At 63.6% G+C, this 24,913-nt stretch carries 24 protein-coding genes; 8 read left to right on the top strand and 16 right to left on the bottom strand.

From position 1 onward, the window contains the following. Positions 1–3: 3 nt before the first annotated feature. The 6 genes from glyA to ACQKOE_RS03105 form a co-directional block, all read right to left on the bottom strand. Entirely contained in the window at positions 4–1,317 is a 1,314-nt protein-coding gene (glyA, locus tag ACQKOE_RS03130) for a serine hydroxymethyltransferase (protein WP_427511516.1), read from the bottom strand. A gap of 11 nt (positions 1,318–1,328) precedes the next feature. Further along, the gene (gene rpiB / locus ACQKOE_RS03125; RefSeq protein ID WP_427511515.1) at positions 1,329–1,766 is read right to left on the bottom strand and encodes a ribose 5-phosphate isomerase B; all 438 of its coding nucleotides are present in this window, start codon (positions 1,764–1,766) and stop codon (positions 1,329–1,331) included. A 244-nt stretch (positions 1,767–2,010) separates the two neighbouring features. Then, positions 2,011–4,032, bottom strand: a complete 2,022-nt coding sequence (rpoD, locus tag ACQKOE_RS03120) for an RNA polymerase sigma factor RpoD (RefSeq protein WP_427511514.1) — start codon at positions 4,030–4,032, stop codon at positions 2,011–2,013. Next, the gene (gene dnaG / locus ACQKOE_RS03115; RefSeq protein WP_427511513.1) at positions 4,032–5,888 is read right to left on the bottom strand and encodes a DNA primase; all 1,857 of its coding nucleotides are present in this window, start codon (positions 5,886–5,888) and stop codon (positions 4,032–4,034) included. Before dnaG ends, rpoD begins: the two co-directional genes overlap by 1 nt. A gap of 20 nt (positions 5,889–5,908) precedes the next feature. Next, positions 5,909–6,295 carry a GIY-YIG nuclease family protein gene (locus tag ACQKOE_RS03110; RefSeq protein WP_427511512.1) on the bottom strand — a complete coding sequence of 129 codons (387 nt, stop codon included), beginning with the start codon at positions 6,293–6,295 and terminating at the stop codon, positions 5,909–5,911. 65 nt (positions 6,296–6,360) lie between these two features. Then, on the bottom strand, positions 6,361–6,813 hold the full coding sequence (locus tag ACQKOE_RS03105; protein ID WP_427511511.1) for a GatB/YqeY domain-containing protein: 453 nt from the start codon (positions 6,811–6,813) through the stop codon (positions 6,361–6,363). A gap of 161 nt (positions 6,814–6,974) precedes the next feature. On the opposite strand from ACQKOE_RS03105, the gene carA reads away from it, so the two are divergent. The 3 genes from carA (at position 6,975) to greA (ending at position 12,052) form a co-directional block, all read left to right on the top strand. Then, positions 6,975–8,141: a glutamine-hydrolyzing carbamoyl-phosphate synthase small subunit gene (gene carA / locus ACQKOE_RS03100; RefSeq protein ID WP_427511510.1), complete on the top strand. Its 1,167-nt coding sequence runs from the start codon at positions 6,975–6,977 to the stop codon at positions 8,139–8,141. Further along, the gene (carB, locus tag ACQKOE_RS03095) at positions 8,141–11,470 is read left to right on the top strand and encodes a carbamoyl-phosphate synthase large subunit (RefSeq protein ID WP_427511509.1); all 3,330 of its coding nucleotides are present in this window, start codon (positions 8,141–8,143) and stop codon (positions 11,468–11,470) included. The genes carA and carB overlap by 1 nt, the downstream gene beginning before the upstream one ends. 105 nt (positions 11,471–11,575) lie before the next feature. Then, positions 11,576–12,052, top strand: coding sequence for a transcription elongation factor GreA (gene greA, locus ACQKOE_RS03090; protein ID WP_374587868.1), 477 nt, complete (start codon positions 11,576–11,578; stop codon positions 12,050–12,052). A gap of 172 nt (positions 12,053–12,224) precedes the next feature. Here the strand turns inward: greA and ACQKOE_RS03085 are convergent, their stop codons facing one another. The 5 genes from ACQKOE_RS03085 to ACQKOE_RS03065 all read right to left on the bottom strand — a co-directional run bounded on the left by ACQKOE_RS03085 (position 12,225) and on the right by ACQKOE_RS03065 (position 14,350). After that, positions 12,225–12,452, bottom strand: coding sequence for a DUF4170 domain-containing protein (locus ACQKOE_RS03085; protein ID WP_374587866.1), 228 nt, complete (start codon positions 12,450–12,452; stop codon positions 12,225–12,227). Between the two features lie 84 nt (positions 12,453–12,536). Further along, entirely contained in the window at positions 12,537–13,016 is a 480-nt protein-coding gene (locus ACQKOE_RS03080; protein ID WP_427511508.1) for a hypothetical protein, read from the bottom strand. After that, positions 13,013–13,342 (bottom strand): hypothetical protein, encoded by a 330-nt coding sequence (locus ACQKOE_RS03075; RefSeq protein ID WP_427511507.1) that lies wholly within the window; start codon positions 13,340–13,342, stop codon positions 13,013–13,015. Before ACQKOE_RS03075 ends, ACQKOE_RS03080 begins: the two co-directional genes overlap by 4 nt. Next, positions 13,339–13,719, bottom strand: a complete 381-nt coding sequence (locus ACQKOE_RS03070) for a phage holin family protein (RefSeq protein WP_427511506.1) — start codon at positions 13,717–13,719, stop codon at positions 13,339–13,341. The genes ACQKOE_RS03075 and ACQKOE_RS03070 overlap by 4 nt, the downstream gene beginning before the upstream one ends. A gap of 19 nt (positions 13,720–13,738) precedes the next feature. Beyond that, entirely contained in the window at positions 13,739–14,350 is a 612-nt protein-coding gene (locus ACQKOE_RS03065) for a hypothetical protein (RefSeq protein ID WP_427511505.1), read from the bottom strand. Positions 14,351–14,525: 175 nt separating this feature from the next. Between ACQKOE_RS03065 and eno the strand changes: the two genes are divergently transcribed. The 5 genes from eno (at position 14,526) to ACQKOE_RS03040 (ending at position 19,151) form a co-directional block, all read left to right on the top strand. Beyond that, on the top strand, positions 14,526–15,809 hold the full coding sequence (gene eno, locus ACQKOE_RS03060; protein WP_427511504.1) for a phosphopyruvate hydratase: 1,284 nt from the start codon (positions 14,526–14,528) through the stop codon (positions 15,807–15,809). A gap of 64 nt (positions 15,810–15,873) precedes the next feature. Continuing rightward, entirely contained in the window at positions 15,874–16,947 is a 1,074-nt protein-coding gene (locus tag ACQKOE_RS03055) for a phosphotransferase (protein ID WP_427511503.1), read from the top strand. Between the two features lie 5 nt (positions 16,948–16,952). Next, the gene (locus ACQKOE_RS03050; protein WP_427511502.1) at positions 16,953–18,038 is read left to right on the top strand and encodes a hypothetical protein; all 1,086 of its coding nucleotides are present in this window, start codon (positions 16,953–16,955) and stop codon (positions 18,036–18,038) included. Then, on the top strand, positions 18,031–18,630 hold the full coding sequence (locus ACQKOE_RS03045) for a DUF1214 domain-containing protein (RefSeq protein WP_427511501.1): 600 nt from the start codon (positions 18,031–18,033) through the stop codon (positions 18,628–18,630). Before ACQKOE_RS03050 ends, ACQKOE_RS03045 begins: the two co-directional genes overlap by 8 nt. Next, a complete protein-coding gene (locus tag ACQKOE_RS03040) occupies positions 18,627–19,151 on the top strand; it encodes a DUF1254 domain-containing protein (protein ID WP_427511500.1) in 525 nt (174 codons plus the stop codon). Before ACQKOE_RS03045 ends, ACQKOE_RS03040 begins: the two co-directional genes overlap by 4 nt. 175 nt (positions 19,152–19,326) lie before the next feature. Here ACQKOE_RS03040 and ACQKOE_RS03035 read toward each other — a convergent pair whose 3' ends face one another. From ACQKOE_RS03035 to ACQKOE_RS03015, 5 genes are all read right to left on the bottom strand, one after another. Next, on the bottom strand, positions 19,327–20,250 hold the full coding sequence (locus ACQKOE_RS03035) for an aldo/keto reductase (RefSeq protein WP_427511499.1): 924 nt from the start codon (positions 20,248–20,250) through the stop codon (positions 19,327–19,329). A 16-nt stretch (positions 20,251–20,266) separates the two neighbouring features. Beyond that, on the bottom strand, positions 20,267–21,073 hold the full coding sequence (locus ACQKOE_RS03030) for a crotonase/enoyl-CoA hydratase family protein (RefSeq protein WP_427511949.1): 807 nt from the start codon (positions 21,071–21,073) through the stop codon (positions 20,267–20,269). Positions 21,074–21,143: 70 nt separating this feature from the next. After that, on the bottom strand, positions 21,144–22,127 hold the full coding sequence (locus ACQKOE_RS03025) for a HupE/UreJ family protein (RefSeq protein WP_427511498.1): 984 nt from the start codon (positions 22,125–22,127) through the stop codon (positions 21,144–21,146). After that, positions 22,124–22,951: a peptidyl-prolyl cis-trans isomerase gene (locus ACQKOE_RS03020; protein WP_427511497.1), complete on the bottom strand. Its 828-nt coding sequence runs from the start codon at positions 22,949–22,951 to the stop codon at positions 22,124–22,126. The genes ACQKOE_RS03025 and ACQKOE_RS03020 overlap by 4 nt, the downstream gene beginning before the upstream one ends. A gap of 1 nt (position 22,952) precedes the next feature. Next, on the bottom strand, positions 22,953–24,848 hold the full coding sequence (locus tag ACQKOE_RS03015) for a DUF3604 domain-containing protein (RefSeq protein ID WP_427511496.1): 1,896 nt from the start codon (positions 24,846–24,848) through the stop codon (positions 22,953–22,955). Positions 24,849–24,913: the final 65 nt, after the last annotated feature.

Below are 24,913 nucleotides of genomic sequence, written 5' to 3'. Positions count from 1 at the left end.
CGCTTATACTCCCGGATAGATCGGGAAGCGCCCGCACAGCTCTTCCACCCGCGCGCGGACGCGGGCTTCGACCTGGCCGTCGCCTTCCTCGCCATTGCGCGAGAGGCCTTCTACCACTTCGGCGATCAAAGCACCAACCTGACGGAATTCTTCCTCACGGAAGCCGCGGGTGGTGCCGGCCGGGGTGCCGAGACGCACGCCCGAAGTGACGAAGGGCGAACGGGTGTCATAGGGGATGCCGTTCTTGTTGCAGGTCAGCCAGGCGCGATCGAGGCCCTTTTCTGCCGCCTTGCCGGTGACGTTCTTGGCGGTGAGATCGACCAGCATCAGGTGGTTGTCCGTGCCGCCCGAAACGATGCGCAGGCCGTTTTCCGCGAGGCTGGCAGCCAAGGCGCGGGCATTGGCTACGATCTGTGCGGCATAGGCCTTGAACTCAGGCTGAAGCGCCTCGCCAAAGGCAACCGCCTTGGCAGCGATCACGTGGACCAGCGGACCGCCCTGGAGGCCGGGGAATACCGCCGTGTTGAACTTCTTGGCCAGGTCTTCGTCATTGGTCAGGATTACGCCCGAACGGGGGCCGCGCAGGCTCTTGTGCGTGGTGGTGGTCACGACATGGGCGTGCGGAACGGGCGAGGGGTGAGCGCCGCCCGCGACCAGACCGGAGAAGTGCGACATGTCGGCCAGCAGCCATGCGCCCACTTCATCCGCGATCTCGCGGAAACGCTTGAAGTCCCAGACGCGGGAATAGGCCGTGCCGCCGCAGATGATCAGCTTGGGCTTGTGTTCACGGGCAAGGCGGGCAACCTCGTCCATGTCGATCTGCTCGTCTTCCTTGCGCACGCCATAGGCGACCGGCTTGAACCACTTGCCGCTCATGTTCACGGGCGAACCGTGAGTGAGGTGCCCGCCGGAATTGAGGTCCAGGCCCATGAAGGTGTCACCCGGATTGAGCAGGGCCAGGAACACGGCCTGGTTCATCTGGCTGCCCGAATTGGGCTGCACGTTGGCGAACTGGCAGCCGAACAGTTTCTTCGCGCGCTCAATCGCCAGGTTTTCAACGATGTCGGCATATTCGCAGCCGCCGTAATAGCGCTTGCCCGGATAGCCTTCGGCGTACTTGTTGGTGAAGACCGAGCCGGTGGCGTCCAGCACGGCGCGGCTGGCGATGTTCTCGCTGGCGATCAGTTCGATCTTGTTCTGCTGGCGCTTCAGTTCGCCTTCGATGGCGGCAAAGACTTCCGGATCGGTTTCGCGCAGCGGGGCGGTGAAGAAACCTTTGGACCGGATTTCCGGCAGGGTGTCGGCAGTCGCGGTCATGGTGTGGCTCCTCAGCAAGTGGGGTTTGAAAGCTTCTCGACGCGGCCCGCATGGCGGCCGCCGCCGAATTCGGTGGAGAGAAACGCGTCAAGGCAGGCCTTGGCCATGTCAACGCCGGTCAGGCGCGCGCCCAAGGCGATCACGTTGGCATCGTTGTGCTCACGCGCCAGGGCGGCGGAAAGGGGTTCGGAGACCAGCGCGCAGCGGCAGGCCGGATCGCGGTTCACGGCGATGGAAATGCCAATGCCGGAACCGCACAAGGCGACGCCGTATTGCACGGTGCCGTCGGCCACGACCGAAGCGAGCTTGTAGCCAAAGTCCGGATAGTCCACCCGGTCCGCCGTTTCGGGGCCAAGATCGGCTACCTCATGCCCGAGCTCGATCAGGTATTCGCGCAGCTCTGCCTTGAGGTCGACTGCGGCGTGATCGGAGGCAATGGCAATGCGCATGGTCTGGCCCGGCTCTGCTGGGGGAGAATCGTTCGCCGCCCCTTTAGTCGCGACTCCTTCGCAATGCCAGTCTGGCGGCACCTTGGGGCATAAAAACAGGTAAGCCCCGTCACTTTCGTGGCGGGGCTTCCTGGTTTCGCCTTTCCGAAGAAAGACGGACCAATTCGATGTCTTTTGTCGCTCGTTGCAAGGGTAAAACCCCGAAACGGAAAGTCCGTTCCCGCAAGGTACGAAAAATTTTTCCCTATTGATCCAGGAAGCTGCGCATCTTGCGGCTGCGGCTGGGGTGCTTCAGCTTGCGCAGGGCCTTGGCCTCGATCTGGCGAATACGTTCGCGCGTGACCGAGAACTGCTGGCCGACTTCTTCCAGAGTGTGATCGGTGTTCATGCCGATGCCGAAACGCATGCGCAGCACGCGTTCTTCGCGCGGGGTCAGGCTGGCGAGGACGCGGGTGACCGTTTCCTTCAGGTTGGCCTGGATCGCGGCATCGACCGGAATGACAGCGTTCTTGTCCTCGATGAAATCGCCCAGGTGGCTGTCTTCCTCGTCCCCGATCGGGGTTTCGAGGGAGATCGGCTCCTTGGCGATCTTCATCACCTTGCGGACCTTTTCCAGCGGCATGGACAGGCGTTCCGCCATTTCCTCCGGAGTCGGTTCGCGGCCCTGTTCGTGCAGGAACTGGCGGCTGGTGCGGACCAGCTTGTTGATCGTCTCGATCATGTGGACCGGAATACGGATCGTGCGGGCCTGGTCGGCAATCGAGCGCGTGATCGCCTGCCGAATCCACCAGGTCGCATAGGTGCTGAACTTGTAGCCGCGGCGGTATTCGAACTTGTCGACCGCCTTCATCAGGCCGATGTTGCCTTCCTGGATGAGGTCCAGGAATTGCAGGCCGCGATTGGTGTACTTCTTGGCGATGGAGATAACGAGGCGCAGGTTCGCCTCGACCATTTCCTTCTTGGCGATGCGCGCCTCGCGCTCACCCTTTTGCACCATGTTGACGATGCGGCGGAATTCGCTGAGGCTCATCCCCGTAGCCGAAGCGATGTCGGAGATTTCAGCGCGAATGCGCTCAACCGCGTCGATCTCGTTGGCGGCAAAGGCGGCCCACTTCTTGTCCTTGCCCGCCTGTGCCTGCAGCCAGCCATCGTCAAGCTCGCGCCCGACATAGCTTTCCAGGAAGTCCTTGCGGCTGACCTTGTGACGTTCGGCCAGACGCAGCATCTGCCCGCCCAGCGCGGTCAGGCGGCGATTGAAGGCATAGAGGTTGTCGACCAGGTATTCGATCTTGGTCGCGTGAAACTGCACGCTTTCCACCTGCGCGGTCAGGTCTTCGCGCAGCTGCTGGTAGGTCTTTTCCTTGGCAGCAGGGAAGGCATTGCCTGCGCCCATCACCTCAAGACGTTCGGCCTGGATCTTCTCGAACTTGCGGAACAGCGAGGTGATTTCGGCGAACTTCTCAAGCGCATGGGGCTTAAGCTGGGCTTCCATCTGGGCGAGGCTGAGGGTGTTGTCCTCTTCCTCTTCCTCGGCGGGACGGCGGGCGCGGCGTTCGACGCCGTCCTCGTCCTCGTCACCATCGGCGGATTCCTCTTCCTCGATGTCGTCCTCATCCTTGAACGAGGGACCCGCGGTAGCTTCGGAAATTTCGCCGTCGCCTTCGACTTCGCCGTCTTCGGAGAGGTTCTCCGGCGCCGGCTCCTTCGAAAGCATCGCATCCAGGTCAAGGATTTCGCGCAGCTGCATTTCGCCCGCGTTCAGCGCTTCGGACCATTGGATGATGGCGTGGAAGGTGATCGGGCTTTCGCACAGGCCCAGGATCATGGTGTCGCGGCCAGCTTCGATGCGCTTGGCGATGGCGATTTCGCCTTCGCGGCTGAGCAGTTCGACCGCGCCCATTTCGCGCAGGTACATGCGCACCGGGTCATCGGTGCGGTCGACCGTTTCCTTCTTCTTCTCGACGGCGGGGCGTTCCGCGCCCATCGAATCGGAATCGTCGACCTCGTCGACTTCCTTTTCCTCGGGGTCGACGGCGTCCTCGTCGCTCTCGACGATATTGACGCCCATTTCGTTCAGCGCAGCGGTGATATCCTCGATCTGGTCAGAGGACATGTCGGCCGGAAGAGCCTCGTTCAGCTCGTCCACCGTGATCACCCCGCGGCGCTTGGCCCGGGCGATAAGTTTCTTGATCGAGGCTTCGTTGAGATCAATCAGCGGAGCATCGCCGCCGTCCTGTTCGCCGCCCTGGATATCGTCTTCGTCCATTATTCCGCCGTTTTCTGTGTGGCCGCCCCATCAAGAGCGGCGGTCCGCGCGCTGGCCATTTGCCGCAAGCGCGCATCAAATTCCAGTTTTCTCTTCAACAGCCGTTGCTGCTCTGCATAGGCCCCCTCGGACAGGTCACGCTCAAACCGCGCGGTTGCCTCTGCCAGGGCGGCTTCTAGCGCCGGTCTTTCCACCAGCAAGCCGATCGCCTGCGCCAGGCTTTCGCTGGCCAATTCGGGCGGCGAATCCTCTATCAGGAAGCCGAAACGCAGCGAGGCATATTCCACGGGGTTCGGAGCAACCAGACCCCGAGCGGCCAATATGGTGGACAAATGCCGGGTTTCAAGCGGTTCGCCTGCATCCAGTGCATCGACCAGCACGGCAAAGCGCGGATCGGCCAGGTCGGCATGGGCCAAGGCATCGCCGTGACGCGCCAATTCCTGCGGGTGGCGGAGCAAACCTGCCAGGACGGCAGCCGACAGGGCATCGCGCGATCCCGCATTTTTGCGCAGCCTTTGCGTGACTAGCGGATCGCTGCGCGGGGGCGGGGCGGCACGGCCCATCGGCCGCCATTCCCGCTCTTGCCGGGGCGGGAAGGCAAAAGCGGAAAAGCGGTCGTTCAGTTCCCTGCGGTAAAGCGCTTTGATATCGGGATCGGCAATGGTTTCGACATGAGCCATCAGGCGCGCCTTCAGCCCCGCCTTGTCCTCTGGCGAGTTCAGCGGCGCGGCATCGCGTTCGTGTTCCCAAAGCTGGTCGAGCAGCGACTTCGGCGCGGCCAGCAAGGCCTCCAGCGCGGCAACACCGTCGCGCTTGATCAGGTCGTCCGGGTCCATGCCCGCCGGCATCCGCACGATTTGCAGGCTATGCGCGGGGCGGAGGAGGGGCAGGGCGCGGGTCACTGCGCGCATCGCGGCGCGCTGGCCTGCTGCATCGCCGTCAAAGCACAGGATCGGCGTTTCGACCAGCCGCCAGAGCATTTCCAGCTGCCGCTCGGTCAGGGCGGTGCCCATCGGCGCCACGGCCTCGGCAATGCCCGCTGCGGCCAGGGCAATCACGTCCATCTGCCCTTCGACCACCACGATCCGGCCGCTCTGGTGCGAGGCGGGGCCGGCGCGGTGCAAGTTGAACAGGGTGCGGCCCTTGTCGAACAGCGGTGTATCGGGCGAGTTGAGATACTTCGGCGCGTCCTTCTTGTCCGCATCCAGAATGCGCGCGGCAAAGCCGATCACCCGCCCGCGCGCATCGTGGATCGGCATGGTCAGCCGGTCGCGGAAGCGGTCGTATGGCTCCTTGTCGTCCACCGCGATGCGCATTCCCGCTTCGATCAGCATGACATCGTCGAACTGGCTGAGCGCGGCCTTCAAGGCCTGCCGACCTGCCGGGGCATAGCCAAAGCCGAACCGTTCCATGGTCAGCGCATCGAACCGGCGCGAGGCAAGATAGGCGCGCGCCTTCGCTCCATCCGGAGTTCCCAGCTGCGCCCGGTACCAGTTCTGCGCGGCTTCCAGCACCTCGTGCAGGCCAGCCTGCTGCTCCGCCTTCCTGGCCGCGCGTGGATCGGGGGCGGGAACGTCCAGCCCGGCCTCTGCCGCCAGCTCCTTCACCGCATCCATGAACGACAGGCCGCGCTGGTCGGTCATCCAGCGGATGACATCGCCATGCGCGCCGCAGCCAAAGCAGTGGTAGAACCCCTTCTGGTCGTTGACCGTGAAGCTGGGGCTTTTCTCGTTATGGAACGGGCAGCAGGCCTTGAACTCATGCCCCGCCTTGGTGAGCCGCGTCGTGCGGGAAATGACGCTGGAAAGCGTCACCCGTGCACGCAGTTCATCAAGCCATTGCGGGGTTAGGGTCATGGTTCGCCAGTTAGATCTGTTCAGGGCATCCTGTCTTGTTCACCAAACGCATCTGGATCTGAACTGGCCCCACCTATTCCCGCATAAACCCCGCCTCCGTTCGTGTCGAGCGAAGTCGAGACACGTTCAGCGGGTGGGCGGGCAAAGTAGGACAATTTCTTCCAATCGCGGGCGATCAGCGCTTCTTTCTTGGCGCGCGACCATTTTCCAACCCGGACCTCGGCTTCGATGGCTTCGATCCGGGTTGGAAAATCATTGCACCAGACCAGCTCAACCGGTCGGCGCTTGCTGGTGAAATCGCAATAACCACCGTGGTGATGCTGGGCGATCCGGCGTTCCAGATCGTCGGTGTGGCCGGTGTAGTACTTTCCGTCGGCGCAGCGCAGGATGTAGCACCAGAAGGCCATGGCGCGTCAGCGTGTCTCGACTTCGCTCGACACGAACGGGACTGTGGTGGAAGGACTGGGTGGCATCAACCCAGTGCGGCTTTTACCAGGCCGCTGGCCTTGCCCATGTCGAGCTGGCTGCCGTGCTTTGCCTTGAGCGCGCCGACGACCTTGCCCATGTCCTTCATTCCTTCCGCGCCGGTTTCGGCGATGATCGCGGCGATGGCGGCCTTGACTTCGTCCTCGCTCATTTGCGCGGGAAGGAAGCTTTCGATCACGGCCAGTTCGGACTTTTCGACATCCGCCAGTTCCTGGCGCCCGCCCTGTTCGTACATGGTGATCGATTCGCGGCGCTGCTTGGCCATCTTTTGCAGGACGTCGACGACGACCACATCGTCATCCGGCGTGCTGGATGCGGTGCGCAGTTCGATGTCCTTGTCCTTCAGCTTGGCCAGAATGAGGCGAACGGCGGCGAGGCGCGGCTTGTCGCCAGCCTTCATGGCTTCAACCTGCGCGGCCTTGATGGTGTCGCGGAGCATGATTTTCCTTGTTGTTGGTCGTGAATAGCTTTGCGAAGCTGGGGAAAGGCGCAACCTAACCGAAAGATTCTCATTTTCATAGGTTGACGCTGCGGTCATCGGGGTCTAGCCGCCGAGCCTTAGCGACATTGCTGGAACCCCTCGATACGGAGCGCCCCCTCATGGCTGACGCCGCCTCTTTGCACGCACCCCCACCGGCGGGTGCGACAGGAGTCCTTGTGCTCGCCGATGGCCATGTGGCCTGGGGCAAAGGATTCGGAGCCGAAGGTTCGGCAGTTGGTGAAGTCTGCTTCAACACGGCCATGACCGGCTATGAAGAAGTGATGACCGATCCCAGCTATGCCGGACAGATCGTCACTTTCACTTTCCCGCACATCGGCAATGTCGGTGTGAACGAGGAAGACGTGGAAAGCCACGTCGATGGCGCCGTGGGCTGCGTGGTCCGCGAAGACCTGACCGCGCCCAGCAACTTCCGCTCGACCGGCACCTTCGGTGAGTGGATGGCGGCCAAGGGCAAGATCGGTCTGTCGGGCGTCGATACCCGCGCCCTGACCCGCCGCATCCGCTTGTCCGGCGCGCCCAATGCGGTGATCGCCCACAGCAAGGACGGCAAGTTCGACATTCCGGCCCTGCTCAAGCAGGCGCGCGAATGGCCCGGCTTGGAAGGGATGGACCTGGCCAAGGTCGTCAGCCGGACCGCGCGGGAAGAATGGAACGGCGGCCCGTGGACGCTGGGGCAGGGCTATGCCCAGGCCGATGGCGCGAAGAAGCCGCACGTCGTCGCGCTGGACTTTGGCGCGAAGGACAACATCTTCAGAAACCTGGTGAAGGCCGGGGCCCATGTCACTGTTGTTCCGGGCAATACCAGCTTGGACGAGGTCATGGCGCTTAGCCCGGCAGGCGTGTTCCTGTCCAACGGTCCGGGCGACCCGGCCGCTACGGGCGAATATGCCGTGCCGGTGATCCAGGGCCTGCTGGAGCGGGACGTGCCGGTCTTCGGCATTTGCCTTGGCCACCAGATGCTCGGCCTTGCTGCCGGGGCCAAGACCACCAAGATGCACCAGGGCCACCGCGGCGCGAACCATCCGGTCAAGCGGTTGGAGGACGGCGTGGTCGAAATCACCAGCATGAACCACGGCTTTGCCATCGATAACACCGCCCTGCCGGACAATGTCGAGGAAACCCACGTTTCCCTGTTCGACGGCAGCAATTGCGGCATCGCGATCAAGGGCAAGAAGGCCTTCGGCGTGCAATACCACCCCGAAGCCAGCCCCGGCCCGCAGGACAGCTTCTACCTCTTCCAGAAATTCGTCGAGAACCTCTCGTAATGCCCAAACGCACAGACATCTCCTCGATCCTCGTCATTGGCGCCGGTCCGATCGTTATCGGCCAGGCTTGCGAGTTCGACTATTCCGGCACCCAGGCGATCAAGGCGCTGAAGGAGGAGGGCTACCGCGTGGTCCTCGTCAACTCCAACCCGGCCACGATCATGACCGACCCGGATATGGCCGATGCGACCTATGTCGAGCCGATCACGCCCGACGTCGTTGCCCGGATCATCGAGAAGGAGCGCCCCGACGCGGTCCTGCCGACCATGGGTGGGCAAACCGCGCTGAACACGGCGCTGGCCCTGTTCAACGACGGCACGCTGGAAAAGTACGGCGTGAAGATGATCGGCGCCGATGCCGATGCCATCGACAAGGCCGAAGACCGTCAGCGCTTCCGCGAGGCGATGGACAAGATCGGGCTGGAATCGGCCCGTTCCGGCGTCGCTCATACGGTTGAGGAAGCCTTTGCCGTGCTGGAACGCACTGGGCTGCCTTCGATCATCCGTCCCAGCTTTACCCTGGGCGGCACCGGCGGCGGCGTGGCCTATAACAAGGCCGAGTTCGAGCAGATTGTCCGCTCCGGCCTTGATGCCTCTCCCACCACGGAAGTGTTGATCGAGGAAAGCCTGCTGGGCTGGAAAGAATACGAGATGGAAGTCGTCCGTGACCGGAACGACAATGCCATCATCATCTGCTCGATCGAAAACGTCGATCCGATGGGTGTCCACACCGGGGATTCGATCACCGTTGCTCCGGCCCTGACGCTGACGGATAAGGAATACCAGATCATGCGCTCGGCCAGCATTGCCGTGCTGCGCGAGATCGGGGTGGAAACCGGCGGTTCGAACGTCCAGTTCGCGGTCAATCCCAAGGATGGCCGCCTGATCGTGATCGAGATGAATCCGCGCGTGTCGCGGTCCTCTGCGCTCGCTTCCAAGGCCACCGGCTTCCCGATTGCCCGCGTCGCGGCCAAGCTGGCGGTCGGCTATACCCTGGACGAGCTGACCAACGAGATCACCGGCGCGACTCCGGCCAGCTTTGAGCCGAGCATCGACTATGTCGTAACCAAGATCCCGCGCTTTGCCTTCGAAAAGTTCAAGGGTTCGGAGCCGCTGCTTTCCACCGCGATGAAGTCGGTCGGCGAAGTCATGGCGATTGGCCGCAACTTCAAGGAATCGGTCCAGAAGGCCCTGCGTGGTCTGGAAACCGGCCTGGATGGCTTTAACCGCGTGCTGCACCTGGAAGGGGCAGGGCGCGATGCCGTGACCGCTGCCTTGTCGCAGCAGACCCCGGACCGCCTGCTGATCGTGGCGCAGGCTTTCCGCGAAGGCTTCACGGTTGAGGAAGTTCAGGCGATCACGCACTTCGATCCCTGGTTCCTGCGCCACATCGCCGAAATCATCGCCGAGGAAGAGGCGATCATGGAAAACGGCCTGCCGACCGATGCTGCCGGTCTGCGCCGCCTGAAAGCCATGGGGTTTTCCGACAAGCGTCTCTCCATCCTGGCCGTGCGCGGCATCCATGTCGCGGGCGGGCTGGGCGAAACGCTTGCCGCGCGCCGTTCGGGCCTGCTCCACGATGCGCTGAAGGCCATGGCCGGGGCGACGACTGAGGAAGAGGTCCGTGCCCTGCGCGAAAAGCTGGGCGTCCATCCGGTGTTCAAGCGGATCGACAGCTGCGCGGCGGAATTCGAAGCGGTCACGCCTTACATGTACTCGACCTACGAAGGCCCGCTGTTCGGCGAGCCGGAGTGCGAAGCCGCGCCGAGCGACCGCAAGAAGATCGTCATCCTGGGCGGCGGTCCGAACCGGATCGGGCAGGGGATCGAGTTTGACTATTGCTGCTGCCACGCCTGCTTTGCGCTGGACGAGGCAGGCTATGAAACGATCATGGTCAACTGCAACCCGGAAACGGTCAGCACCGACTATGACACTTCGGACCGCCTGTACTTTGAGCCGCTGACCGGCGAGGACGTGCTGGAAATCCTGCGGACCGAGCAGAAGAACGGTACTTTGGTGGGCGTGATCGTGCAGTTCGGCGGGCAGACCCCTCTGAAGCTGGCCCAGACGCTGGAAGATGCCGGGATTCCGATCCTGGGCACTTCGCCCGATGCGATCGACCTGGCTGAAGACCGTGAGCGCTTTGCCGCGCTGGTCAACAAGCTGGGCCTCAAGCAGCCGGCCAACGGCATTGCCCGCAGCCGCGACGAGGCTGTCGCTGTCGCCAACCGCATCGGCTATCCGGTGCTGATGCGTCCTAGCTATGTCCTGGGCGGCCGCGCCATGGAAATCGTCGATTCCGAGGCGCAGCTGGACGACTATATCAACACGGCCGTCTCGGTTTCGGGCGATAGCCCGGTGCTGATCGACCAATATCTGCGCGATGCCATCGAATGCGACGTCGACGCGCTGTGCGATGGCGAGCAGGTCGTGGTCGCCGGCGTCATGCAGCACATCGAAGAGGCGGGCATCCACTCGGGCGACAGCGCCTGCACCCTGCCGCCTTACAGCCTGCCTGCCGAAATCATCGCAGAGATGGAGCGTCAGGCCGAAGCTCTGGCTCTGGCGCTGGGCGTGAAGGGGCTGATGAACATCCAGTTCGCGGTCAAGGACGGCGAGGTTTACCTGATCGAGGTGAACCCGCGCGCCAGCCGCACCGTGCCCTTCGTCGCCAAGGCAATCGGCCAGCCGGTCGCCAAGATCGCGGCGCGGGTCATGGCGGGCGAAAAGCTCTCCACCTTCCCGCCGTTCAAGCGCGAACTCGACTATATGGCGGTCAAGGAAGCGGTTTTCCCGTTCGCCCGTTTCCCCGGCGTCGATCCGGTACTCTCGCCGGAAATGAAGTCGACCGGCGAAGTGATGGGCATCGACGACAGCTTCGCCGTGGCCTTTGCCAAGAGCCAACTGGGTGCTGGCACCCGCCTGCCGGAAAGCGGCGTGGTCTTCGTCTCGGTCAAGGATACGGACAAGCCGGTGATCCTTCCCGCAGTCAAGCAACTGATCGAACAGGGCTTCAAGGTGATCGCCACGGGCGGAACCCAGCGCTTCCTGGCCGATGCCGGCCTGCCGGTTGAACGGGTCAACAAGGTGGCCGAAGGGCGCCCGCACATCGTCGACCGGATCATCGATGGTGATGTCACGCTGATCTTCAACACCACCGAAGGTTGGCAGAGCCTCAAGGACTCGCAATCCATCCGCGCTTCGGCGCTGACGGGCAAGGTGCCTTACTACACCACGGCTGCCGCTTCGGTGGCTGCGGCCCAGGCCATTGCTGCACTGCGGCAGACCAAGCTTGAAGTGTGTTCATTGCAGGACTATTATAGTCGCTGATCAATCGCGCTCTCCCCACATCGCGACTGGATGGGTCCGTAGCTGTTTTCGGCGCGGGACAGGGATCTAGTCGCTGCGGAAGGGGCTGCAGGAGGATAGGGTACGATGGCGAGTGTCGAAAAGCTGCCGATGCTGGCGGAAGGCTATGAACGCCTGATTGCCGAGCTGAAGGCGCTGCGCGAAGAGCGCCCCCGGATCGTTGACGCGATCGAGGAAGCCCGCGCTCATGGTGACTTGTCCGAAAACGCCGAATACCACGCGGCGAAGGAGCGCCAGGGCCAGGTCGAAGCATCGATTGCCGATCTGGAAGACAAGGTCAGCCGCGCCCAGATCGTCGATCCGACGACGCTTTCGGGTGACAAGATCATCTTTGGCGCGACCGTGACCCTGCTGGACGATGACGACAAGCCGGTGAAGTACCAGATCGTTGGCCCTTACGAAGCCGACGCCAAGGTTGGCCGCATCAGCTATAACTCGCCGCTGGGCCGCGCGCTGATCGGGCGCCGGGTCGAGGACGAAATCGAAGTGTCGGTTCCGGCGGGCGACCGCTTCTACGTGGTCGACAAGATCGAATTCGTTTGAGGTTGCGGTCCTTCGAGACGCTTTTCAGCCTTCGGCTTCAAAGCTCCTCAGGACGAGCGGTTTTTCACTTTTAACCGTTTGTCCTGAGGGCGAGGACGCAGTCCGAGTGTCTCGAAGGACGGCGTCCTCGGCTCAAAAAAAAGGCCCCGGGAGTTCCGGGGCCTTTTTTGTGTCAGCGCTTCAGCATGTCGGGCTGGAGCAGGCGGTGCAGGTGCACCACGACATATTTCATTTCAGCATCGTCGATGGTGCGACGCGCCGCGCTGCGCCAGGCTTCTTCAGCGCTGGTGTAGTCCGGAAACACGCCGACATAGTCCATGTCTTGCAGGTCGACGAATTCAAGGGTCTGCGGGTCTTTCACGCGCCCGCCGATGACGAGGTGCAGTTTCTGTTCGCTCATTGTGGAACCACCTGGGAGGAGAGGAGAGGCGCGCATAATATCGCGCCTTTCCTAAGGCAAGTCCCACGAAGGTCGTAGCGTCAACTACTTCCGGATACGGGCCGCAATCTTTACGGCCTCGCTGGCCAGGCGGGCACCCGTCGTGCGCGCGCTGCGTGATGCGGTTCCGGCCACTTCGCCCGCGCGGCGGCGCAGCGGGGCTGTGCCTTCGTCCAGCCGGTGAAGACCTTCGCTGGCCGCATCGCTGGCGGCATCGCGCGCGTTCTTGCTGAAGGCGATGGCCAGTTCCGCGCCGGCGGCGGCAAGTCCCAGGGCGCGGGAAGCGGTTTTGGAACCCGCCCGGCGCGGCAGCAGCGCACCGATCAGCAGGCCGGCGCCGGCGCCGGCGGCAAGCAGCAGCCACGGATGCTGCCCGGCTTTGCCGCGCCAATCGTCCGGGGCGTCCTCAAAAGTATCGGGGCGCGGCGGGATCGCGGCAAGCTGGCGGTTTTCAGCATCAAGCTGGTCCTGTGACGCGTCAATCCTGGACTTGATCTGCTGGCGCTGTTCGTCGGCTTTGCTCACGCTTCCTGCTCCTCTTGGCTAGGTTGGTCGTTGCCCCCGCTATCCTTGTCGAACAATCCGCTTGCCAGTTCGATCAGCGGATTGCGGAAAAACCACAGAGTCAGCGCCGCAGCCACGCCTGCGATGATCCCTTTGCTTTCCTTGGCCACGTCGATCCCCTGGTCGAGCGCCGTAAAGACCTGTTCCTGCACCCGGTCCTTGGCCCGGGCGGGAATGCTGCGCGCGGAAAGGTCCGCCTTTACCCGTGCGAGCCGTTGATCGAACAACCCGCGCGCGGCATTGCGGTTCCGGCGATCGGTGGCGAGGCGCTGTTCCGCTTCGCTCATGGCTGTTCTGCCTTGTCAGAAAGCTGCGCAGCGGCGCGCTGCCAGCGTCGCACCGCGACCATGCCGGACAGGGCCCCCATGACGAGCAGCCCGGCCACCATCACCACCGTGGCGCCCACCGCGCCGAGAACCGGGGTCAGGATCAGGATCAGGCCCAGCACCAGCGCCATTATCGCAAAGAACAGCAGGGCGAGGGCGAGCGAGAGCCAGCCGGCGACGCTTTTCGCGGCCTGTCCGGCAACGACGGCGCGGCTCTTGTGGTAGGCGAGTTCCGCCTCCACCAGAGTGCGCCCGTCGTCCACCAGCTGGCGCACATCGTCTACCAGCGAGCGTTCAGCTGCGCGCTCTTCCACCAAGGGAGGTGCTTCATCGGCCATGATCGTGCAGGGCCGCGCTTCAGGCTTCGTTCGATCCGCCCTTGAACAGGCGCGAGACGAGGAAACCGGCAACGGCCGCGATGCCCAGCGCAAGACCCGGGCTCTTGCGCACGAATTCCTTGGCGTCTTCGCCCAGTTCGGCCAGTTCCTTGGCTTCGATCTTTGCGGCGGTTTCCTGCATCGAGCGGGCGGCGGTGCGGGCATAGTCGCCGTACTTCACGCCCAGCTTTTCATCGATGGTCCCGGCATTGTCAGCGACGATGCGGCCCAGGCTGGTCAGCGCGTCGCTGGTCTTGGTCTTGCCTTCGTTGGCCAGGGTGCCAGCACGGTCGCGGGCCTGGGTGGCCAGGTCGCGCGCTTCCTCAACCCAGTCGCCGCTGCGGGCCGTGATCTGTTCCTTGTAGGCACCGGCCTTGGCCTGGGCATCCTGGGAAAGCTTCTGCGCACGGGTCTGGGCTTCGCTGGCAAGCACCTGGACGCCGGCCTTGGCTTCCTCGATCGCCTTGGCGAACTTGGCCTTGGCTTCCCCGGTCGCGGCCATCGGCGCAGCCTTGGGCGTGGCGGTTTTCTTGGCCGCGGCAGGCTTCTTCGCGGCGGTCGTCTTGACGGTGTCCTTGGTGGTCTTGGCCATCGAATATTCCCTTTCGTTGCCCCCGGTGAGGCCCCTCGCTGATATTTGGTAACGCGCGCTGCCGCGTGCAAGTTCCTTCTATGCGGCTCTAATTGCTGCAATGCAATGCAATGCAACTTGCCTGCCAAGGCTTCGCTGCTAAGGAGCCGGGAACAGCGCAAAAGGAGCAGACCCCATGACCGCGATCATCGATATCCATGCCCGTGAAATCCTGGACAGCCGCGGCAACCCGACCGTGGAAGTCGACGTGTTGCTGGACGATGGCTCGTTTGGCCGTGCGGCGGTGCCCTCGGGTGCGTCGACCGGTGCCCATGAAGCGGTGGAATTGCGCGACGGCGACAAGTCGCGCTACCTCGGCAAGGGCGTGCTCAAGGCGGTTGAAGCCGTGAACACCGAAATCACCGATGCCCTGCTGGGCTTCGACGCCGAAGATCAGCGCGATCTGGACGCACGGATGATCGAACTGGACGGCACGGAAAACAAGTCGCGCTTGGGCGCCAATGCGATCCTGGGCACTTCGCTGGCGATTGCCAAGGCGGCTGCCAACGCGCGCGGCCTGCCGCTCTATTCCTACATCGGCGGGGTTTCTGCCCACGTCCTGCCGGTGCCGATGATGAACATCATCAACGGCGGCGAACATGCTGACAATCCGATCGACTTCCAGGAATTCATGATCATGCCGGTGGGCGCGTCCAGCCTGGCCGAAGCGGTCCGCTGGGGCGCGGAAGTGTTCCACACCCTGAAGAAGGGCCTGCACGAAAAGGGCCTGGCCACGGCAGTGGGCGATGAAGGCGGCTTTGCGCCGAACCTGTCCAGCACCCGCGCCGCGCTGGATTTCGTGATGGAATCAATCACCAAGGCCGGGTTCAACGCCGGAACCGACATCAAGCTGGCGCTGGACTGCGCAGCGACCGAGTTCTTCAAGAACGGCAAGTACGAAATCAGCGGCGAAGGTCTGTCGCTCAGCCCGGTTGAAATGGCGGATTACCTGGCCGCACTCTGCGCCGACTATCCGATCATCTCGATCGAAGACGGCATGGGCGAGGACGATTTCGAAGGCTGGAAGGCGCTGACCGACAAGATCGGCAACAAGGTCCAGCTTGTCGGTGACGACCTGTTTGTGACCAACCCCAAGCGCCTGACCATGGGCATCGAGAAGGGTCTGGCCAACTCGCTGCTGGTGAAGGTCAACCAGATCGGCTCGCTGTCGGAAACGCTGGACGCGGTGAGCATTGCCAACCGCAACGGCTATACCGCCGTCATGTCGCACCGTTCTGGCGAAACCGAGGACGCGACCATTGCCGACCTGGCGGTTGCGACGAACTGCGGCCAGATCAAGACCGGCTCGCTCGCGCGTTCCGACCGGCTTGCCAAGTACAACCAGCTGATCCGCATCGAAGAAGAGCTGGGTGACGCCGCGCACTACGCCGGTGCAGGGGCTTTCGGCCGCCTCGCCTAAGGCCATTGCCAGCCTCTCTCTTGTCGTTTAACCGTGCGCTTAAACGATAAGAGAGAGGAGCCGAATGGGCCAGATCCCTTCGCACCCGGCTGCGATTCAGCCTGACTGGCTGACCGAGCGGCTGCACGCCGCTGGCGTGCTGCACGAAGGTGCCGTTACTGCCATCCGCTGGGAGCCGATTGGCACCGGTCAGGTCGGCGATTCCGCCCGCTTTCATCTAAGTTATGACCGCCCCGGTGCCGGTCCCGCGACAGTCGCGGGCAAGTTTCCGGCGGAGGACCAGAACAGCCGAGGCACGGCGGCGGCCTTCGGGCTCTATTCCAAGGAAGTCGGTTTCTACCGCGAGATCGCGCCGCACCTGGACGTGCGCGTGCCGCAGGCCTTGGTGGCCGAGATTGCCGAGGACGGGGTCGACTTTGTCCTGATCTTCGAGGACCTCGGCCCGGCGCGCGGCGGAAACCAGCTTGCCTCATGCTCTTTCGTCGATGCCCAGGCTGGCCTGCGCCAGGCAGCGGCCATGCATGGACCGAGCTGGAACAACCCGGCGCTGACGGGGATCGACCTGCTTCAACCGCGTGAAGGCCATGCCGAGCAGGTGAAGGCGCTCTATGGCAATGCCCAAGCGATCTTCCGCGAACGCTATGCCGATAGCCTTGAGCCCGAACTGATGGCGATCTGTGAGCAGTTGAACGAGGCCAAGGAGGAGTGGTTCGGGCGCGAGAGCGCGGATAAGGCCATCGTCCACGGCGACTTCCGCCTCGACAACATGTTGTTCAACATCAAGGGCGGGGCAGAGCCGATTGCCGTGCTCGACTGGCAGACGGTAGCGGTGGGCAATCCGATGATGGACATCGGCTATTTCATGGGCACCGGCATCGGCGACGATCTACGCCGCGCGCACGAGGGCGAACTGCTGGACCTCTACTGCGCGGAAATGACCGCGCGGGGCGTGCCGCTCAGCCGCGATGCGATCTGGGACGACTACGTGCTGGGTGCGCTCCACGGCATCTCCACCGCGGTGTTCAGCGCGGCCTATGTCGAGCGGACCGAGCGCGGCGATGCAAACTTCCTCTCCATGGCCCGCGGTGGCTGCGCGCTGGCGTTGCAGCATGGCAGCTTGGCGAAACTGAAAGGCTGATTGAAATGGTACTCACCAAAGGCGACGACTATCCGCTGCATCAGACGCCTGAACCGGTTGCCTATGCGGGCACGGACCGGAACTTCTATGACCGGTACTTCTTCAACGGCTATGCGCCCGACGGCTCTGGCTTTTTCGCCGTGGCTCTGGGGGTCTATCCGCATCTCAACATCATGGACGCCCATTTTTCGACCATCCGCGATGGGGTGCAGTACAACCTGCACGCCAGCAAGGAACTGGGGATGGAGCGGCTTGACCTGCAAGTCGGCCCGATCCGGGTAGAGATTCTGGAACCGCTGCAAAAGCTGCGCGTCGTGGTGGATGGCGAGGGATTGAAGGCCGACCTTACCTTCACCGGACGGGCCTTTCCCATTGAGGAGCCGCGCTTCATCCACCGGATCGGGCCGCGGACTTTCATGGACTACACCCGCCTGACCCAGAACGGGCATTATACGGGCTGGATCGAAGTGGACGGCAACCGGCAGGAATGCGCCCCCGGCACCGCTGGAACCCGCGACCGGTCCTGGGGCGTGCGCCCGGTCGGATCGCGTGATGAGCAGCCGCACGGGACAGGCGTGGTTCCCGGCTTCTTCTGGCAGTGGACGCCGATCAACTTTGCGGACCGCTCGGTGTTCTTCCACGTCAATGCGGACGCCAAGGGCAACAAGTGGAACACCCGCGCTGTCGTCGCTCCCGATGGAGCCACGGCGGAGGCGCTGTTCGATACCGAGGGCGTAATGGAATCGCCGCTGACCAAGGGTACGCGCTGGCCCGAAAAGGGCACGCTGGTGATCGAAGGGCCTGATGGGCCGGAAACCCTTACGCTGGAGCCGCTCGGCCGGTTCCAGATGCGCGGGATCGGCTATACCTCGCCCAAGTGGGGGCACGGCCTGTGGCACGGTGAACTTGCGGTAGAGCGAGAGGATTTCGGCCTGATGCAGTGCGATCCGGGCGCCATGGACAACTACCACGTCCAGCTGCCCTGCAAGGTAACCAGCGACAAGCACGGCGAAGGGATCGGCGTGTTTGAACAGCTGATCATCGGGCCGTACAAGCCCTATGGGCTGAAGGAGTTTCTCGATCTTGGCTGATTCTCAAAAGACATCGCTTTGGGCCAAGGGGGCGACCGTCTCCCTGGGCCTGATGGTTGGCCTGCTCAGCGGATGGGCGGCAATAACCGGGGGTATGGGCGGTCAGAACTATTCGGGCTGGTACGGCAGCTCCGTCACCGGCTCGACCGATGCGGACCCTTGGCTGCGCGCCCGCGTGGCGGTGAGCGGCCTGCTGGCACTCAACAAGAGCCAGGCGATCTATTTTACCCGCAAGACCGACGATGCCGGCGATCCCTTGCGTGAGGAGTGCCGCTACCGCGTCACGGGCGGTCCGCTGCCGGGCAAGTGGTGGTCGGTCACGGTCTATGCCGCAGACAATTACCTGCCGCTCAACGACGATGACGCGCTTTCGTTCGATGCAACCGAAGTAAGGCCGGATGCGGCGGGTGCATGGGCTGCGGTCCTCGCTCCAGTCCGTCCCGATGGCGGCGAGGCCTGGGCCTCGACCCGCAAGGCCGGGGAGTTCGACATTACGCTGCGCATCTATCAACCCGATCAAGGCGCGGTGGCCGACTATGCCTCGATCCCGATGCCCAAGGTCACGAAGCTCGATTGCGGAGGCAAGGCATGAAGCGCGCGGTGAAATTGGGCCTCCTGTTCGCAGCGGCTGCGGTGGTGGGTCATGTCGGGCTGGTCATGGCCACGCCGCACCTGCTGATGAGCGTGGCGATGAAGCGGATTTCGCAGGACGGCAAGCTGGTCAACCAGTTCTATTTCGGCCCTCGCACGACCCAGGAATCGCGTGGTATCGTGCGGCCTTCGCCGGACCTGGCCTATTCCAGTTGCGCCTTCGACCTGTCGGGCGGCCCGCTAATGATCGAAGCCGCGCCCAGCCCGAACCAGGGCTATGTCTCGATCTCGGTATTTGCCGCAAATACGGACAACATCGCTGTGTTCGATACGACGCAGTCGCCGCAAGGCGTGCGTTTCGTGCTGGCGCGCGAAGGGCAGGCAGTGCCGCAGGGTGAACGCGTGGTTTACTCGCCGTCGGACAAGGGGATCATCATCGACCGGCGACTTGCCCCCAGCGCGGAACTGTTTGCCGCTGCCGATCAAGCGCGGCGTGGGGACAAGTGTGGGCGGATTGGCTGATTTTCCGCTTACCAAGAGCCTGTCGCTGCACTGTGTCCGGCTTCGACAAGCTCAGCCTGAGCGGGGTTTGAGTTGGACCACAAGCAACGCTCATCCTGAGCCTGTCGAAGGATGGTCGGTTTAAACTGACCGCCTTCGGCAAGCCCGCACGGAGGTTTTGGAACAGCGGGCGACCTTACGCCGCGCTGCTTAGCCGCGCCAGTTGCTCTTCGTTCAGTTCCAGCTGGGTTGAGGCGCAGAGTTCCTGCACCTGCTGCACCGTGGTTGCACTGGCAATCGGCGCACCGATGCCCGGTTGCACGCGCAGCCAGGCAAGCGCGACCTGGGCGTGGCTAGCCCCCGTTTCGCGCACGACATCGTCCATCGCGGCCAGCATCGGCTTGCCGCTTTCGAGCAGCTTGCCCATGCGCTGTCCGCGCACCGATTTGCCCAGGTCCGCTTCGGTCCGATACTTGCCGGTTAGGAAGCCCGATGCGAGGCCAAAGAACGGCAGCATCGGAATGCCGCGCGTGACGCACAGGCTCTGCAAGTCCGCGCCATAGGCATCTCGGGCGATCAGGTTGTATTCGTTTTGCAGCACGGTGAAGGGCGTGGCCCCTTGCTCTTCGGCAGCATCCAGAGCGGCGGACAGCCGCGCCGCCGTAAAATTCGACGCCCCGAGCGAGCGGACCTTTCCAGACCGCACCGCTCCGTCAAAAGCGGCCACGATGTCGCCGATCGCAAGTTCCTCATAATCACGGTGGGCATAGTAGAGATCGACGTAATCGGTCTGGAGCCGCTCCAGCGATGCGTCGAGCGAGGCGAGCACGCGTTCCGGCTGATAGAGCTCGCTCCCACCCAGCATTCCGGTCTTGGTGTGCAGCTTCATGTCGGCGCGCTTGCCGCTGGCCGCGAACCATTTGCCCAGCACCGTCTCGCTCTCGCCGCCCTTGTGGCCGGGCACCCAGGCCGAATAGACATCGGCCGTATCGATCATCCGCCCGCCTGCGGCGTGGAATGCGTCAAGGACGGCAAAGCTGGCGTCCTCGTCCGCGGTAAAGCCGAAGACGTTGCCGCCCAGAACCAGGGGAATGCCGACGATAGCAGGATGATCGATCATGAGGCCTCCTTTGATGTCAGTCGCCCTTGAACACGGGCTTGCGCTTTTCCAGGAAGGCGTTGACCGCCTCGGCATTGTCCTTGGTGGCGTGGGCCACGGCCTGCATCGCGGCGGACATTTCCAGGACCTGGCCAATGCTCATCGACTGGGCGTCCCAGATCAGGCGCTTGGCCATGCGGACTGCGAAGGAAGGGTTGCAGGCGATGCGCGCGGCCATCTTGCGCGCGGCGTCCATCAGATCGGCATCGGGCACGACCTGGTTGACCAGGCCAATCTTCAGCGCCTCTGCCGCGTCGATGGTTTCGCCGGTCAGGGTCAGTTCGGCGGCCTTGGAAAAGCCGATGATGCGCTGGATCAGCCAGGCGCCGCCATCACCGGGAATGATCCCCAGCTTGACGAAGCTTTCCGCAAATTTCGCGCTTTCCCCGGCGACGCGCAGGTCGCACATGCAGGCCAGGTCAAGCCCGGCGCCGATGGCAGGGCCGTTGACTGCGGCGATGACCGGCACTTCCAGCGCGGCGAAGGCGAGGGGGAGGCGCTGGATGCCGCTCTTGTAATTGCGGCGGGTGCGCGCCGGGAGGCTGGCATTCAGGCCGCCCGAATCCGGCTGCATCATCTTCAGATTGCCGCCCGCCGAAAAGGCCGCGCCCGCACCGGTTAGGATGGCGACGCGGACCTTGGGATCGTCCTCCATCTTCGTCAAAGTGTCGAGCAGGGCGTCGATCAGGTCGAGGTCGGAAATCGGATTGCGCAGTTCCGGACGATTCAGGGTGATCGTGGCAATGCCGTCAGCGTCAAGCGAATAGAGGACGGGGCTGTCCATGGTCATGCTCTCTCCAGTTCAGGTATTTGCCATGGCTTTGGCACGCCGCTGGCGGTGCGACAACACCCAACTATCCGGCAATCCGCTCGATGAACCAGAAGCTGGAGATTATCCCGATGGCGTAGGTGGTGCTCAGCACGGCGGGACGCAGCGCGGATGGCGCAAAACGGCGGAGCAGGGCAATTGCCGCAAGAACGGCGCCGATGATGACCAGCTGTCCCGCTTCGACCCCAAGGTTGAACGTCAGCAGGGCAGTCGGAACGTCGCTTTCCGGCAGGCCGATTTCGCGCAGTGCTCCGGCGAAACCGAAGCCGTGGATCAGCCCGAACAGGAACGCCACTACCCAGGGTGCACGCTCGGCCAGGTTCGGTCGCTCGGGATCGCGCTTCACGATTTCGACGGCAAGGAAGACGATCGACAACGCGATCAGGGCCTCGACCGGAGCCTGGGCCAGGCCGACCAGTCCCTGCGTGGAGCCGACCAGCGTGATCGAATGGGCCAGGGTAAAGGCCGTTGCCGCCTTCACCACGCGTCCCGGCGCTCCGATCAGCAGGACCAGCGCGACGACGAAGAGCAGGTGGTCGTAACCTTCCAGGATGTGGATGATGCCCAGCACGAAATAGCTGCGCGCAACTTCCCGGCCATCAGGCACTGTGCTGACCGTCACCATCGCCCGGTCCGGCGTGAGCCGTGCTGCCTGGACGGGGCGCCTCATGGGTGCGATGCGCAGGAGCGCGTCGGTGAAGGCCTGGTCCATCCCGGTCAGGCCGACCTGCGCTCCGGCCAGGTCCTTGCTACAGGTCAGCCGGCTTTCTGCAATCAGCACCAGCCCGTCCACGCGCGCTTGCGGCGGGGACTGGGTGCAGAAGGCCGGAAAGGCAGGCTTGGTCCGCGTGGCGAGTCCGCCGATCACGGGCGCCTTCCACACCAGCTTCCATTCACCTTGGCCAAGCTGGGTGAATTCGAGATAGCCGGGGCGCATCTCGTCGGCCTGCGCGGGCAGCGCCCACAGCGCCGCCAGCATGGCGAGGGCAAGACGCAAGGCGCGGGTCACTTTGGAAGCTCGATCACCACATCATAGCCTTTGGCGATGCGGGCATAGGCTTCCTCACGCGCGCGCAGGTTGGCTGCTGCGCGCCAGTCATTCTCCACGCGCTGCCGGACCTTTTCCAGCGAGGGCGGGGTTGCCGCTGTGCGGGCAGTTACGCGCACCAGGTGCAGGCCCAGCCCTGAGGCAAGCGGGCCGTTCCATTGCCCGGGTGCAAGGTTGCGCAAGGCAATCGCGAAGTCGTCGCCAAATTGCGTGGAGATCGCCTCGCTGCGCGCTGCGTTGAATGTTGCGGGGATCGGGGCAGGGGTAGGGCTGACCGCTTCGCCGCGCCGCAGCCGCGCCAGGGCATTCTGCGCGCGCGCGCGATTTTCGGGCGTGTCGGCTCCCAGATAGACCTGATCTAAGCTGGTCTGCGGGTCTTCGGCATAGCGCGCGGGGTCGCGGTCAAGCATGGCCTGCAGTTCGGCATCGCTGGGCGTCCGGCTTTCCGCATCAGCGACTGCCATGGCTTCCATCTTGCGCCGCATTCGCCGCACGACGACCTCGTCGCCTTCATCAAGGCCCAGGCTCAGCGCTTCCCGGTAATAGACCTGGTCCTGCACCCAGTCCCGGATCAAGTCGTCGGTCTCGTCCTTGGTGGGCAAGCGGCGGAAGCTTTCCTCGAAGCGGCTGACGAGGGCGCTGACTACCCGGTCATTCACCACGATCCGGCGCTCGCCCAGGTCCGGCGGCCTGCCGGACAGAAGCGCATAGACAGCCGCGCCCGCAATCAGGAAATGCACCAGCGGCTCGCGCAAGAGCCGCCGCGCGCTATCGTTCCATCTCATGTCAGGCGGGGCTGTACCAGATTGCCGAGGTATAGGCCCGCTCCTGATGCTTCATCGGGATTTCCGGCGGCAGGCGCAGGCCGTATTTTGCCCGGTCATAGGCCATCCAGGTGGGCGTCGGGATCTGCAAGACGCGGACGTAATAGAACGCGCGCTGCTTGGGATCGAATTCCGGGTCGGTCCAGACCGTGGCCAGACTGGGCGCACCGATGGTGTTGCGGAAAGTCGCCCTCTGCACGTCCACCGTATCGCCAACGGCGGGAACCTTGCCGTTCACCAGCTTGCGCCTGGCCATGTCTGACCAGACCACGTCGATGACCTTCTCATGCGCCTTGCCCGCCGCGTCGACCCAGCCCTTGATCACCTGAACCCGGTCCAGGTTGCCGTCGAGCGGGTCCTTCAAGGCCGAAATGATGAAGCTGGGCCGGCCTTTGCCGCCCGGCTTCAGCTCTCCGCCCATCGGCACGCCGCGGCTATAGCCGGCCTTGACCCAGTCGCCGCTGAGGTCCTTCTCGGTAAAGTCCCAGCCGCCAAAGACCCGCACCGTCATGCGCGGACCGGTGGTGCCATAGACTTCGCGGCGCATCAGCGCGTCCCAGATCGCTTCGCGGGTGTTTGAAGTGGCCCAGACCGCCGCATAGCCGCTGGCCAGCGTCTGCCAGTTCATCCGTCCCACACGTTCCAGGGGCACGCCCGGAGCAAAGGTATCGGTGGTGCGGCTCCGCCCCGGTTCGACGCCCGAATGCTTGCCGAAGTAGTTGTTGTCGTCCGCCGTTGCCAGCGAGGTATGGCTATCCGTCGATCCGATTACCCCGAAGCGGTATGGGTTCACGCCCGTCTGCCTTTCGATCAGCAGACCGCGCTTCAGCGCTTCGCGGACATAGGAACCGGCATAATCGCTGCTCTTGGTTGGTTGATTGTTCAGCAGGTTGTTCTTGTCCCACCCCAGGGTGCCATAGCCCGCATATTCGTCATTGGGCGAAAGGAACGGATGGCTTTCGCTATCGCCCTTGATCTGGGTGATTTCCGCCACCGGCTCACGCAGCGCGCGGCGGCGGGCATAGGCGGCGGTGAGCGGCGCGCCCTGCGGATCGGTCAGCATCCACATCAGGCCGTTCGAGAGGTTGCCATTGTGCGGGATGGCCAGGACCTTGCCGCCCGTCTTCTTCTCGTAACTGTCCATGTAGTCCCACAGCCGGTCAGGCCAGAGCTCGGTCGTGGGATCCAGCGGATCGACTTGCGAGACGCGGTCGATCCCGTCGCGGAAGATCACGTTGCGGTGCAGATTGTTGCCGCCCTGCATCAAGGTATATTCGAACCCGAAAAAGGCAGTGAACTTGCCTGGTTCGTTATAGCGTTCGACCGCTTTCAGGCTGTCATTCCAGATCTTGTGCGTGCGTTCGGCTCCCTTGACCGGATCGTTCAGGCCGGGGGGGAGATCGTTCCGCCCGCGTGCAGCCAGAATTTCAGTAGTGGCCTGGAGCGACTGGCGCGGGCCCTGGTGCATCAGGTCGCGCCAGCGGCGCAGGGTAGGGTCGGTGACGAGGAAGCTCGGCGCATCGTACAGCGCCTTGGTCGATCCCAGGCCCTCGGCGTGATCGGCGATGACCAGGAAGTCCAGCGGACGGGCCAGCTTGGCCTTGGTCCCCGTGGTCGATTCCACTTCCTCACCCCGGGCAAAGCGCAGGGCGGTTTCCGGATCGAGCCGGTTGCCCATTCCGAACGCATCGACCGAATTGGCGGTGTGAAGGTGGGTATCCCCCCAGAACACCTGCTCGGGATAGGCTGTATTCTTGACCTCTGCCTGCCCGGAGCCGATGCGGCTGATCTGGTCGCAGCCGCTGATGATCGTGCACGAACCCAGCAGCGCGGCGATCAGTGCGATCTTCCTTCCCATTGCCCATCCTTCCCTTGATTATATTGGCACTAATAGTGCCATAGTAGCGGCGCAGGTCAAGCTTG

The sequence above is a fragment of the Novosphingobium sp. NPDC080210 genome, from assembly GCF_050281025.1.
Taxonomy (GTDB): Bacteria; Pseudomonadota; Alphaproteobacteria; order Sphingomonadales; family Sphingomonadaceae; genus Novosphingobium.
Note: the sequence above shows the minus strand (reverse complement) of the source record. Positions and strands in the feature narration are given on the sequence as shown.